The organism is Arthrobacter sp. R4-81, assembly GCF_054792365.1.
Map to the genome: position 1 here is coordinate 2,554,562 of NZ_CP096445.1, position 12,795 is coordinate 2,567,356.

Genomic DNA, 12,795 nt, shown 5'->3' on the forward strand with positions numbered 1-12,795 from the left:
CCCTCCGGTGTCAGGATCTTCGGCCTCCCCTTGTCCTCTTGCCTTTAGAAGAACGGAAGCAAATGCGCGACTCCCAGCAAAAAGAAAAGGTCCTTCGCATATCAGGTGAAGGCAACACCTCGTTCACCGTCAGCCTCGAAGATGCCGAACCCGTTACAGTCCGGCTGGAAATCGACGCCAAGTGCGGCTGCCAGGGGGACGTCCGCGCAGTTAGCCGCCCCGGGTCATATATCGATACCGAGGTGCCCGGACAAAAGAATTAGCCACCCATCCCCCTGTCTTATCCAGGCGCCCCGCAGGCAATCCTGCGGGGCGCCCTGCGCGTCCAATCACGGCGTCGGCGGCTTCTGCCGGGTATCGGAGCTGACTCGTCCCCGATCGAGGGTGATGACTCTGCCCGCGCGTTCGATATCCCTCAAGTCATGGGATGACTCAATGACGGTCACACCGCGCCGTAATTCTTCATCAATCGCTGTTCTGATCAGTTGGTATGCTGCCCGGTCCAGGCCAGCCGTGGGCTCGTCCAGGATGAGGACGTCCGATTCCTGCGCCAGCCCTTGTGCGACGAGCGTCCGCTGGTGCTGACCGCCCGAGAGTTCGCTGAGCTGACGGTTGGCAAGGTCCGCGATCCCCATTCTCTTCATCGCCGTTGCGACCACCTGCCGGTCCAGGGCCCGCAGTGGCAGTAATCCGCGCCGGTGCGGCCATCTGCCCATTTCCACTGCCTGGCGGACAGTGCAGGGCATGGATTCAGGTGTCCGCGCCTGCTGGATGACGAAAGCGGCCCGTTGTGTGGTGGTGACGGATACTGTTCCCTGTGTCGGCCGCAGCACCCCCGCCGTGAGCGCGAGCAGTGTTGACTTCCCGGATCCGTTCTGCCCCGTCAGCACGGTGTGGGTTGACGGTTCGAAGCCAAGCGACACGTCGGCTAAAGCCTGCCTGTCCGGGTAGGCAAATCCAGCGTTCCTGAAGATCACCGAAGACATTTCGTCTCTTTTCTTATTGCGAATAAGTCTCATTAGCTAGTGTACGATGAGCGACGATGGAATGGTTATTTGATCCCCTGAGCGCTTCATTTGTACAACGCGCCGTGCTCGGCGGCGCCCTGGTCGCGGTCGTCTGCGCCGTCGTCGGAACCTGGGTGGTAGTACGGGGAATGGCCTTCCTTGGCGACGCGATGTCGCACGGGCTGCTGCCCGGCATCGCCATCGCGTCACTGCTGGGCGGCAACCTCATCCTTGGTGCAGCCTTGAGCGCGGCGGCAACGGCGGCCGGGGTCTCCGCCATCACCCGGAACCGCAAGGTCTCCCAGGACACCGCCATCGGATTGTTGTTCGTGGTGATGTTGTCGCTCGGCGTAATCATCGTGTCGGCCTCGGGCTCATTCGCTGTGGATCTCACCGGCACCCTCTTTGGCGACGTCCTCGCCGTTGGAACCACGGACATTATGGTGCTGTCGGTCGTTGGGATCTTCGTCCTGGCAGCGGCTGCTGTCTTCCACCGCGCGTTCATGGCGGCAGCGTTCAACCAGCAGAAGGCGGCAACCCTTGGGCTGCGGCCCCGGCTCGCCCACTTCGTGTTGTTGTGCCTGATCACCCTCGCCGTGGCCGCGTCATTCCAGGTCGTAGGAACACTCCTGGTCTTTGGCCTGCTCATCGCTCCGCCCGCGGCTGCCCTGGTGTGGGCAAAGACGATCCGGACGGTCATGATCCTTGGCTCCGTGATCGGCGTCGCCAGCGTGGTCGCCGGTCTCTGGATCTCCTGGTACGCATCAACCGCCGCCGGCGCAACCATTGCCCTCGTTGCGGCCCTGTCCTACTTCGTTTCCGCCCTCGCCCGATCCGCGGTCCGCAAGGATGCCACGATCCCCCGCGCCACCGTCCGTAAAGACGTCCTGCCGGCACCCGCAGACGCTTCCCCCCTCACCCCCGTATCAGAGCCAGAATTGGAGCCCCTTTCCAGTGCACCGCACCACCCGTAAACTCTCTTCCCTTCTGCTTGGCCTCCCGCTGCTGCTTTCTGCCTGCGCGGGTAACAGCCCAGGCAACCAAACCGCTCCTACAACCGACGCTACGCCCCACGGCTATATCGCAGGGGCACAGGAGAACAGCGAGCCGCAGACCGGCCTGCTTACCTTCGACCGGGAAACCGGGCAATCGCAACTGCTCTCCCTCCTTACTGAAAAGACGGTCGACGCCGGGACGTTCGGCGCCATCGACGCCGTCCAGCAGGATGGCCGTTACGCGCTGGTCACTACGTCAGACGCCGTCAAGGTGTTCGATACCGGTGCGTGGACGGTGGACCACGGTGACCACATGCACTACTACAGCTCCGAGCCCCGTCAGGTGGGCAACATCACCGTTCCGGATCCTGGTGTTGTGGCCGGAGACGGCATTTCCCTGGCGGTGTTCTCCGAATCCGGTGGCTACGCTTCCATCTACGAGCACAAGGACCTGGACTCTGGCGTTGTCGTCGAAGCTGCGCGTATCACCACCACGGCTCACAAGGGCTTTGTGATCCCCTACGAAGGGCACTTTGTCGCCAGCATTGCAGGCGAGGGCACCGCTGCCGGCGCAGTGGAGGTCCGCGACGCCAAGAACAACGTGGTGCTCGGCGAACAGCAGTGCGCCGGTTCATTAGCGCATGCCACTACCCGGGTTGGCGTGGTGCTGGCATGCAAGGATGGTGCCCTGCTCATCACCGAGGACGACGGCAAGTTCGAGGCGGAGAAGATCGTGTACCCTGCCGACGCAGCCGGCATTCCCCCCGCAACACGTCTTGCTCACCGACCGGGCTCCAACGAACTCGCCGCGTTTGCAGGCGACGGCGGCGTATGGCACCTGAACGTGTCAAAACGTACCTGGAAATACCTGAAGACTCCCCTTCCGGTGGTCGCTGCCTCAGCCGTGGGCGACACCAAACGCGTGCTGGCCCTCGGCGTCGACGGTTCTCTGATGACCATCAATCCGTCCTCCGGAGAAGTGACCGCCCAAGCGGCAATGCTCAAACCCCTTTCGGCACAAGAAGGCACCATCCCGCAGCTCTATATTGACGCCGCACGGGCCTACCTCAGCGACCCTGCCGGTTCAACAGTCCGCGAAATCGACTACGCGGACGGGCTCCGGGTCGCCCGGACCTTCAACGTTCCCGCCGCCGACGTCGTACTGGAGACGGGACTGTGAAGCGCGGCACAGCAGCCAGGGCGGCCGCGGCCCTTCTGGCGCTTGGCCTCGCGCTGAGCGGGTGTTCGGCAGCAACGGCAGAGCGGCCCGCCGTCGTCGTCACTACCAATATCCTGGGCGACATCACCCGCAACCTGGTAGGAGACCAGGCGGAGGTCGTGGTGTTGATGGAATCTAATGCCGATCCGCACTCCTTTGGCATCTCAGCTCAGCAGGCCGCCGTCATCGAGAACGCCGATCTTGTCATCCACAACGGCGCAGGCCTGGAGGAGGGGGTCCTCAACCACGTGGAGGCCGCCGCGGCAGAAGGCGTCCCCACGCTGGCCACCATGGACGCCGTCGAACCTCTGAATTTCACCCACGATGACGGTGACAGCGCTGCAGACCCACATTTTTGGACGGACCCGTCCCGGGTAGCGCTGGCCACTGAGGCAATCGCGGACAGCATCGTGGAGCACGTGGACGGAGTTGACGGCGCGGCCGTGCGCTCCCAGACGGCCAGCTATGCCGCAGAGCTGGACAAGCTTGAGGCTTCAATGGAAGAAAGTTTCGCCAGCATAGATCCCGGCAAGCGCAAGCTCATCACCAACCACCACGTCTTCGGCTATCTGGCACAGCGATTCGGTTTCGATGTCATCGGAGCGGTCATCCCTAGCGGAACCACCTTGGCCTCCCCCAGTTCGGCTGATCTCAACGACCTCACCGGCAAGATCCGCGAAGCAGGCGTGGTTGCAATCTTCGCAGATTCCTCCCAACCGGAACGCCTGGCGAAAGTGCTCGCCGCGGAAGCTGGGCAGGACATCACCGTGGTCCCACTCTTCACTGAATCTCTGGGAATAGAAGGATCCGGTGCACACACCTATCTCGAAATGATGCGGTCCAACACTGAGCGCATCACCAAAGCATTGTCTTGAGTGATCACTCGTCAACCCATAGGAAAAGGAAAAAACACGCATGCATTACCGCACTACACCCGCCCGCCTAGTAACAGCCCTGGCCGTCACAGGCTTGCTGCTCACAGGCTGCGGAGCTAACGCCACCCCGGCCGGGAGCAGCACCACGATCCCGTCAGCCAGCGCGTCCACTGTTGCCGATGCGGTCGCCCGCCTCGTAACCACCTACGAAGGCGGTGTCAAAGTCCTCGACGGGAAGACGTTCGAGGTCCTCGGCGACTTTCCGATGGACGGCTTCAACCGTGTAAACGCCGCAGGCGACGGCCGCCACGTCATCATCGCCACCACCGAGGGATTCAAGGTGCTGGATACCGGTGCGTGGAGCGAGGGCGACAAGCACTATGCCCAAGCCCCGGCCATGACGGACATCAACTTCCCCGCTAGCAAGCCGGGGCACGTGGTCCGCCACGATGGCAAGACCATCCTCTTCAGCGATGGAACTGGAGAGGTGACCATTTTCGAATCGAGCAGCCTAGCCAACGGGCAGCCGAAGACGGAGATCCACAAGGCCGCGGAAGCCCACCACGGTGTCGCCGTCGAACTCTCCAACGGCGAACTGGTCCTCACCCTGGGCAACGAGAAAGAACGCCCCGGCATCGTTGTCTTCGACAAGGACGGCAAGGAAATCGCCAGGAACGAGAACTGCCCGGGCGTGCACGGCGAAGCCGCGGCCTCCGGAGAAGCGGTGGTCATCGGTTGCCAGACGGGGGTCCTGATTTACTCGAAGGGCGAGATCACCAAACTGGAAAGCCCTACCAAGTACGGCCGCATCGGTAACCAGGCTGGCTCCGAGGAATCCGAGGTGACTCTGGGCGACTACAAGCAGGAGAAGGATGCCGAACTTGAGCGCCCGGAACAGATTTCACTGATCAACACCAAGACCAAGGAACTCACTCTGGTGGACCTGGGAACCAGCTACAGCTTCCGCTCACTGGCCCGCGGACCGCACGGTGAAGGTCTGGTGCTCGGCACAGACGGCGCCCTCCACGTCATCGATCCGAAGACTGCAGCGGTAACCAAGACCATCCCGGTGGTTGCGCCTTGGGAAGAGCCTCTGAAGTGGCAGGATCCCCGGCCGACGGTTTTCGTGAATGAGCACACAGCCTTCATCACGGAACCGTCCAAAAATACTATCCATGCTGTGGATATCGAGTCAGGGAAGATCACCGGTTCGGGCACCCTGAAAGAGACGCCTAACGAACTCACGGGCGTCACCGGATAGCTCACTTTCCTTCAGCGTCGATTGCTGAGTAGGTGCCCTTTTGGAGGTTCAAAAGGGCGTCTGCTCAGCAATCAATGGCTTCCGAATCGAAGAGGGACTGCAGATAAACGGTGGTGCGGAGCGCCCTCCCGGGGCAGACTGGGGCTGTGAGCGAACCATGGGTGCTGCATGTGGACCTTGACCAGTTCATAGCAGCTGTCGAAGTGCTGCGTCGGCCCGAGCTTGCCGGGAAGGCAGTGATCGTTGGCGGCCGCGGTGATCCGACGGAACGGGCGGTAGTCTCGACGGCGTCCTACGAAGCAAGGAAGTACGGCGTCGGCTCGGGAATGCCGCTGCGCATCGCAGCACGGAAAGTGCCCGACGCCGTCATCCTGCCCGTGGACGCTGATGCTTACCTCGCTGCGTCCGAAAAAGTCATGTCGGTGCTCCACTCGCAACCGGGCGCCACGGTCCAGGTGCTCGGCTGGGATGAAGCTTTCGTTGGGGTGCTGACGGAGAATCCCGAGGCGTACGCCCGGCGATTGCAGCAGGCGGTCCTTGAGGAGACCCGGTTGCACTGCAGCGTGGGCATCGGTGACACTCTGGTCCGTGCCAAGGTTGCGACGACGTTCGGCAAGCCAGCCGGCGTCTTCCGGCTCACGCATGCTAACTGGCTCGAGGTCATGGGGAGCCGGCCGACGATCGAGCTGTGGGGCGTGGGTACGAGGGTGTCGCGTCGCCTTGCCACGCTCGGCATAGAGACGGTTGCACAGCTCGCAGCGTCCAATCCTGATGACCTTGTCCCCGAGTTCGGTCCGAAGATGGGCCCCTGGTATGCCCAGCTCGGGCGGGGTGACGGCGCACGGACAGTCGATGACACGCCTTGGGTGGCCCGCGGGCACAGCCGCGAAACCACCTTCCAGCGGGATCTGACTGAGTCCGGGCAGATTCACGACGCCGTCAGGGAGTTGGCGGCGCAGGTCCTGGAAGATGTCGCGGCCGAGGGGCGGCCGGTGATCGGGCTGACGCTTAAGGTCCGCTACGCCCCGTTCCTCACCAAGACGTACGGCCGGAGGATCCCCCAGACGTCGGACCCGGCAGAAGTGCTCGCACGCACCCTCGACCTCGCGGCGAAGATCGAGCCGGATCGCCCCATCCGGCTCCTGGGGCTGCGGGCCGAAATGCCGATGCCCGAAGACTCACGGCAAGGGCATACCCCTACCCGCAGCGGATGGTGACAGAGCGGCCGCAGATCCCTCAAGGATGCGACGCAATGGCAAATCCGAAAGTGGCCGAGTGATTTGAGAGGTCACCGGCCCGTCCGGGCTGCTGGAGCGCTCAACGACGCGACTCGATCCTGCTGCAGTGCCGGAGACGCAGGCGGACCGCACCCTCAATGAGGGTACGGCCCGTTAGCACGGCGTGAGGTTAGACGACGATCAGTCGAAGCCGTGGCAGTAAACCTTGCGGATGGTCTCGGTGACCTCCCAGCGGCCCGTCCAGCCCTTGGGCTGAACCACCACGTCGCCGGCAGACACTTCATAAACGTTGCCGGTGGCGTTGTCGGTGACGGTCACGCGGCCGCTCACGATGTAGCAGAGCTCGGTGTCCTCGCGGGGGGTTATGTCCCAGCCGCCAGGCTGGCACTCCCAGACGCCGGTCTTGACCTCGGTGTCGAACTTCAGGATTGCCGTCTTGGGGTCACCTGAGTCGTAGCCGGCGCGGTAGCCGTTAGGCTCGAGTTCGCCCTGAACCTCAGCGGCAGGGACGTATACGTATGGACGCATGATTTTTCCTTCCAGTGGATCGTGAATTGTTGACAATCCTACTCTATTGGATCAGTACGCGTCTATCGCACTCGCGTTTCGACGCTGGCCCCCGGACATCCCTGCAGTCGACTGCGCGCTTGACCTGGTGCTTGCAGCTGGGATGTACCCGCGTTCAGAGGTCAGTTCGGCGTCCGCGGCATCGAGCATCTGTTCTACCGGCGCGCGTAGCTCGTCGGTCATCCGATCTTCGGCGTGAATGCGAGTTCGTCTGCAATTATCCGGGCAGTTTCGAGTGCAGATAAGTTCGTGTTATCTATTTTGAGGTAGTTATTTTTGATGAAAGAACCGCCGTCAGAATTCAGCTTGTATTTCTTGTCGTCTTCCAACAAACGCTTCCTGGAACTTTTTATATCCCGCTTGGATGCCTTGTGTGACAACCTGAATTCCGTTTCGTTCCGGCTCAGCCGCTCCTCCAGATCAGCCTGGAACTCAACGAAGTACACGTGTGCATCTTTGTTGGAAAAGTCTGAAGCCGGTGATTTTCGAAAGCTCGTGGCCCACAGTCATTTTGCCAACTGCAGGGGGTCCGAAATATGACGACAAATTTCACAAATTTTCCTATCGAAGCGGCTTCGTGCACCGGCAGACAGCTTCTTCCAGGTCGGCATGTCCCGCATGTCCGGGGGACGCCGGCCTTGCGCGACTAAAGGTCTAGCGTAATGGTCCGGGGCTGGGCGTCTGGACCTCCGGGAGGACCTGCTGAAGTACTCCCTGCAGGATCAGCGGGTTGACGTGCCACGTGTAGCGCATAATCAAGCCGAGGCCCTGGATGCACCAGTCGGTCACCACGTCCCCGTCGTCGCTGATCATGCTGCCCCTGACGTATTACGTACTACGTACTCCTGCTCCTTCTTCCCCAAAGCGTCACAATGAATCGTTGACACCCCCCAACCAAGCGCGTATCGTCGACAATCGACGCAGTAACCAATGTGTCGTCGACAATCGACGAAACGTCAATAATTTGGAGGATGAAATGGCATTCGAATTCGCAACCAAGCCGAAGTTCGCTACGTTCGACATGAACGGAACGCTGATCAAATTCGCTATCAACGATGCGATCCGTAAGGTCCTGGGTAACCGGTTGCCGGCTGAGATCGCCGATGATTACCTGCGGGCCTGCAAGGCGTATCGCATCGATGAGTGCACTGGCGAGTACAAGCCGTTCCACCAGATTGTCGCCGACTCGATGGAACGCGCCTCGCGTCGGCTCGGTCTGGAGTTCCATGCGGCTGACGCACGGGCGGTTTATGAGATTGTCCCCTCTTTTCAGCCGTACCCGGGTGTCACAGAGGCATTGAACCGCCTGGCTGAGGCGGTTCCGCTGGTCATCATCACGAACAGCGACACCGCGCATGCTGTGCAACTTGCAGAGAACCTCAAGGCCCCGTTCGAGGTCATCATCAGCGCCGAGCAGATGGGGATGTACAAGCCGCGGCTCGGTGCATTTGAGTACATGTTCGACAAGCTTGGCGTGACACCGGATGAGATCGTGCACGTGTCCGCGAGCCCGGTGTACGACCACCGCCCCGCGGCCATCATGGACATCAAGAACAAGGTGTATGTCGACCGCGGCTTCGAGCACGACGAGCACTGGCTCGGCTACGAGCGGATCACCGACATCGCCGACCTCCCCGTCCTCTTCGGCCTGCCGCGCCCCGCAGCCTCCTAAGGGAGACCTGTACAGATGAGTTTGCCACTGCCACAAACCGTAAAGGGCCACTGGGCTTCAGATCGTCTCGGGGCCCTGGGCCTGGAGCTGCCCGTCCTCGCTGATAATGCGTACTACGTGGACCACAGGGCTGTGGACTCCAGCATCCATATCTCCGGCCAGCTGCCGTTCAAGGACGGTGTGCTGCTGGGACAGGGCGTTGTGGGCCGGGACGTGGACCTGGAGACGGCGCGAGAGCTCGCGCGCCATTGCGCGCTGAACTGCCTGGCTGCCGCTGTGCAGGCGGTAGGCGATCTGGACCGCGTCCGGATCGTGCAGATGCTGGTCTTCGTGGCCAGTGGGCCGGGCTTCGGTCTGCAGTCAAAGGTCGCCAACGCGGCCAGTGAGTTGCTCATCGAGGTCTTGGGCGAGAACGGTCGGCACGCCCGCACTGCGATCGGGGTCGCCGGGCTGCCCCTGAACACGCCGGTAGAGATCCAGATGATCTGCACGGCAGTTTAGTAACAGGCACGACGGCGGCAACGCGCGACGGCGATGTTGTTCGGGACCCGCTGCAGCGGGTCCCGAACAATCAGCATCCGAGGAGGTCAGATCCCTACCCTCGATCAACCATTCACAGAATCGTGAGGAGTACAGCGTGAACCGCATTCAATCAGCACTCGAGGCTCTCCTCGAGCGAATCGATAGCCCCTCACCGATCGTGCTGGCGCACGTGATGCAGGAGAACATCGACCGCATGCAGGCCTTCGCCAACGCTCAGAACCTCGACGTCAGGCCGCACGTCAAGACCCACAAGTGCGTCGAAATCGGGCGGCGCCAGGTCAAAGCCGGGGCGGTCGGAATCACCGCAGGCAACGTCGGTGAGGCAGAGGTCTTCGCAGCCGCCGGGTTCGACGACATCTTCATCGCCTACCCGGTCTGGGCCGCCGGAACGAAAGGTCCCCGGATCCGCAAACTCGCCGAAACCACCCGGCTGCGAGTCGGCGCCGATAACGTCGCGGCAATCAACGCCCTCGCCGATGCGATGGGGGACGAGCCAGGGCTGCTGCAGGTCGTGATCGAGGTCGACTGTGGTGCCCGCCGTTCCGGGGCTGCTCCCGAGGCCGCAGGCGATCTCGCCCTGGCCGCGCGAAAGCGCGGCCTGGTGCCGGCCGGGGTCTTTACCTATCCGGGCCATGGGAGCGCCGGTCCGGATGCCCGCAAGCGTGCCGCAAGTGACCAGGATGCCGCGCTCGTGACGGCGGTGCGCAGCCTCACCGCAGCCGGAATCACCCCTGAGGTGGTCAGCGCCGGTTCCACACCCACCGTGGAATTCGCCACCAACAGCGTCATCACCGAGATCCGGCCCGGCGAGTACGTCTTCAACGACTTGAACAACACCAGGCTCGGTGCCTGCACCGCGGATCAGATCGCGCTGTTCGTCGCCGGCACCGTGGTCAGCGACTGGGTCCCCGATCAGGTCATCCTGGACATCGGCACCAAAGCCCTCGGCCGCGAAGGCAACCCCGAGATCGGCTACGGCGCCATTGCCGGCACTAACGCCGTCCTGTCCAGGCTCAACGAATACCACGGCTTCCTCCCCCTGCCCGGCGGAGACTTCCGCCCAAGCGTCGGCACGGTGCTTCCCGTGGTCCCCAACCACGTCTGCCCGGTGGTGGTCAATTTCGAGGAGTACATCGTCACCGACAGCACCGGCACAACCCTGGAACGGTGGCCCGTCGACGCCCGCGGGTTCCTCAACTGACCACCCCGAACTAAAGCCCACGAAGGAATGTCTGACATGAGACTTGATAAGACCACCGCCCTGGTCACCGGCGCCAACAGCGGAATCGGGGAAGCAGTTTGTTCCCACTTCCGCAATGAAGGTGCCCGGCTGCTGCTCACCGGCCGCAGAGAGCACCTCGACAACGCGAAGCCAGAGGACCTGTATGTCCCCGGAGACCTCAATGACGAGGCATTTGTCGAAAGCCTTGCACGCCAGGCCGCCGAGTCCTTCGGCACCGTGGACGTCGTCGTCCTCAACCACGGCCTGCAGGTAAGCGGCCCGCTGACAGAGATGGCCTACGAGGATGCGAAAAACGTCCTCCACAGCAACCTGCTCAGCTCGTTCCTGGTGATGAAGCACTTCGCGCCGCTGATGCCCGCCACGGGGGGCTCGTTCGTCCTCGTCAGTTCCCGGTTGGGCATGGTCGGCAAGCCCGATGAAGTCCTGTACTCCGCGGCCAAGGGAGGCCTGATCATGCTGGCGAAGGGCGCCGCGATCGAATGGGCCTCACGGAACATCCGTGTGAATGTCGTCGCTCCGGGTCTGACTGCGACCCCGATCATCGAAGCGTCGTTCCAGCGCAGGGAGGACCCCGATGCCTACCGCGCCCAGCGCGAGGGGCAGATTCCGCTCCAGCGCCTGGCCACCCCCGCAGAGATCGCCGACGCCATCCTTTTCATGGCGTCGAAGGAATCGTCCTACATCACCGGAGCGGTCCTGCCCGTCGACGGCGGATACACCGCAGCCTGAACACCACAACCGTTCCCAGATAAATAAGGACAACTCATGACAGCGCTTGCGGCAACACCCCGAAACGGAGATCTTGGCTTCTGGATGGCCGGACTGGCGGACACCAGGCCAACCTACCCCCGCTTCACCAGTCAGGACTCTGTAGACCTGGCAATTGTCGGCGGCGGCTACACCGGCCTCTGGGCTGCGTACTTCGCCAAGAAACTCGAACCATCACTCAAAGTCGCGGTATTTGAGGCAGAACAGATCGGCTACGGCGCCTCCGGACGAAACGGCGGCTGGCTCTCGGCAATGCCCCCAGGAAACCGGGCCACCTTCGCACGCGCCTCCGGCGGAGGGCTGGAAGCCAGCATCGCACTGCAGCAGGAGTTTGTCGCCGGCGTCGATTCCGTCCTGGATATTCTCCGGGCCGAGGGCATTGATGCGGATCAGAACAAGGGCGGCGCGCTCGTCGCAGCCCACACCAAGGCGGGGCTGGGCCGGCTCGTGACCAGGCGTGACACCGACTGGAAGTACGGGCTGACCGAAGACGATGTCCACCTGCTGGACCGGGACGAGTTCCAGAGCGAGATCAACATCTCCACCGTCCACGGCGGGCTCTTCTATAAGCATTGCGCGCGGATAAATCCGGCGAAACTTGTCTACGGTCTCGCTGAGACCCTGACCTCGATGGGGGTGAGCATTTACGAAGGCAGCCGGGTCGGCAGCGTCGAGAACACGACCCTCACTGTGAACAACGGGCGGGTGACCGCGGCCAAGACGTTCATCTGCACGGAAGGGTATTCCGGAGAGCTGCTGGGCAGCAGGACCCTGATACCGATCAATTCCTCGATGATCGTGACCAAGCCGCTGTCGGAAGAGGCATGGCAGCAGATCGGCTGGAACGGGCCGCAGTGCCTTAACGACTCCGCGCACACTTTCATCTATTCGCAGCGAACTGCGGACGGCCGCATCGCCATCGGCGGCCGCGGAGCGCCTTACCGCTACGGCTCAGGCACAGGAGGCGCCGGTTCAACACCCCAGTCCACCATTGACCTGATCTCTACAAAGCTTCGCTCCTTCTTCCCGGGTATCCAACTCGAAGTGGATCACGCCTGGTCCGGAGTCCTCGGGGTTACTCGTGACTGGAACGGGGGCGTGCACTGGGACAAGGCAGCGGGGATCGGATCGTCCACCGGCTACGCCGGGCACGGCGTCACGGCAGCCTACGTCGGCGGCAGGACACTCGCGGAGCTCGCCTTCGAACACCAAACGGAACGGACAACACTCCCCTGGGTCGGCTACCGCTCACGGAAGTGGGAACCGGAACCCCTCCGCTGGCTCGGTGTCCACGGCATGTACCGGCTCTTCGGACTTGCTGACCAGTGGGAAGAGCGCAGGGACTCCACCAAGACCTCGCTCCTGGCAAAATTCGGCAGCAGACTCGCCGGACTCCACGAATAACCC

Annotated in this window: 15 protein-coding genes; 11 read left to right on the plus strand and 4 right to left on the minus strand. The window is 62.5% G+C overall.

Features of this window, described 5'->3' with window-relative positions; all coding sequences use genetic code 11:
- Window positions 1-62 precede the first annotated feature (62 nt).
- Entirely contained in the window at window positions 63-263 is a 201-nt protein-coding gene (locus tag M1E05_RS11970) for a hypothetical protein (RefSeq protein WP_461163059.1), read from the plus strand.
- A 66-nt stretch (window positions 264-329) separates the two neighbouring features.
- Here M1E05_RS11970 and aztA read toward each other — a convergent pair whose 3' ends face one another.
- Window positions 330-986 (minus strand): zinc ABC transporter ATP-binding protein AztA, encoded by a 657-nt coding sequence (gene aztA, locus M1E05_RS11975; RefSeq protein WP_461163060.1) that lies wholly within the window; start codon window positions 984-986, stop codon window positions 330-332.
- Between the two features lie 56 nt (window positions 987-1,042).
- Between aztA and aztB the strand changes: the two genes are divergently transcribed.
- The 5 genes from aztB to M1E05_RS12000 all read left to right on the plus strand — a co-directional run bounded on the left by aztB (window position 1,043) and on the right by M1E05_RS12000 (window position 6,574).
- Window positions 1,043-1,981: a zinc ABC transporter permease AztB gene (gene aztB / locus M1E05_RS11980; protein ID WP_458114174.1), complete on the plus strand. Its 939-nt coding sequence runs from the start codon at window positions 1,043-1,045 to the stop codon at window positions 1,979-1,981.
- Window positions 1,962-3,182, plus strand: coding sequence for a hypothetical protein (locus M1E05_RS11985; protein WP_461163061.1), 1,221 nt, complete (start codon window positions 1,962-1,964; stop codon window positions 3,180-3,182). The genes aztB and M1E05_RS11985 overlap by 20 nt, the downstream gene beginning before the upstream one ends.
- Complete coding sequence (gene aztC, locus M1E05_RS11990) at window positions 3,179-4,096, plus strand: zinc ABC transporter substrate-binding protein AztC (protein WP_458114176.1); 918 nt, start codon at window positions 3,179-3,181, stop codon at window positions 4,094-4,096. Before M1E05_RS11985 ends, aztC begins: the two co-directional genes overlap by 4 nt.
- Before the next feature lie 40 nt (window positions 4,097-4,136).
- Complete coding sequence (gene aztD / locus M1E05_RS11995; RefSeq protein WP_461163062.1) at window positions 4,137-5,357, plus strand: zinc metallochaperone AztD; 1,221 nt, start codon at window positions 4,137-4,139, stop codon at window positions 5,355-5,357.
- A 146-nt stretch (window positions 5,358-5,503) separates the two neighbouring features.
- Window positions 5,504-6,574, plus strand: a complete 1,071-nt coding sequence (locus tag M1E05_RS12000) for a DNA polymerase IV (RefSeq protein WP_461163063.1) — start codon at window positions 5,504-5,506, stop codon at window positions 6,572-6,574.
- A 201-nt stretch (window positions 6,575-6,775) separates the two neighbouring features.
- Here the strand turns inward: M1E05_RS12000 and M1E05_RS12005 are convergent, their stop codons facing one another.
- The 3 genes from M1E05_RS12005 to M1E05_RS12015 form a co-directional block, all read right to left on the minus strand.
- On the minus strand, window positions 6,776-7,123 hold the full coding sequence (locus M1E05_RS12005) for a cupin domain-containing protein (RefSeq protein ID WP_458114179.1): 348 nt from the start codon (window positions 7,121-7,123) through the stop codon (window positions 6,776-6,778).
- Window positions 7,124-7,341: 218 nt separating this feature from the next.
- Entirely contained in the window at window positions 7,342-7,608 is a 267-nt protein-coding gene (locus M1E05_RS12010; protein ID WP_461163064.1) for a hypothetical protein, read from the minus strand.
- A gap of 208 nt (window positions 7,609-7,816) precedes the next feature.
- A complete protein-coding gene (locus M1E05_RS12015; RefSeq protein WP_458114180.1) occupies window positions 7,817-7,975 on the minus strand; it encodes a type 2 periplasmic-binding domain-containing protein in 159 nt (52 codons plus the stop codon).
- Between the two features lie 163 nt (window positions 7,976-8,138).
- Between M1E05_RS12015 and M1E05_RS12020 the strand changes: the two genes are divergently transcribed.
- The 5 genes from M1E05_RS12020 to M1E05_RS12040 all read left to right on the plus strand — a co-directional run bounded on the left by M1E05_RS12020 (window position 8,139) and on the right by M1E05_RS12040 (window position 12,792).
- Complete coding sequence (locus M1E05_RS12020; RefSeq protein WP_461163065.1) at window positions 8,139-8,834, plus strand: haloacid dehalogenase type II; 696 nt, start codon at window positions 8,139-8,141, stop codon at window positions 8,832-8,834.
- Window positions 8,835-8,849: 15 nt separating this feature from the next.
- Window positions 8,850-9,335, plus strand: coding sequence for a RidA family protein (locus M1E05_RS12025; RefSeq protein ID WP_461163066.1), 486 nt, complete (start codon window positions 8,850-8,852; stop codon window positions 9,333-9,335).
- A 136-nt stretch (window positions 9,336-9,471) separates the two neighbouring features.
- Window positions 9,472-10,578, plus strand: a complete 1,107-nt coding sequence (locus M1E05_RS12030; RefSeq protein WP_461163067.1) for an alanine racemase — start codon at window positions 9,472-9,474, stop codon at window positions 10,576-10,578.
- Window positions 10,579-10,614: 36 nt separating this feature from the next.
- The gene (locus M1E05_RS12035) at window positions 10,615-11,349 is read left to right on the plus strand and encodes an SDR family NAD(P)-dependent oxidoreductase (RefSeq protein ID WP_461163068.1); all 735 of its coding nucleotides are present in this window, start codon (window positions 10,615-10,617) and stop codon (window positions 11,347-11,349) included.
- Between the two features lie 36 nt (window positions 11,350-11,385).
- Window positions 11,386-12,792: an NAD(P)/FAD-dependent oxidoreductase gene (locus M1E05_RS12040; protein WP_461163069.1), complete on the plus strand. Its 1,407-nt coding sequence runs from the start codon at window positions 11,386-11,388 to the stop codon at window positions 12,790-12,792.
- Window positions 12,793-12,795: the final 3 nt, after the last annotated feature.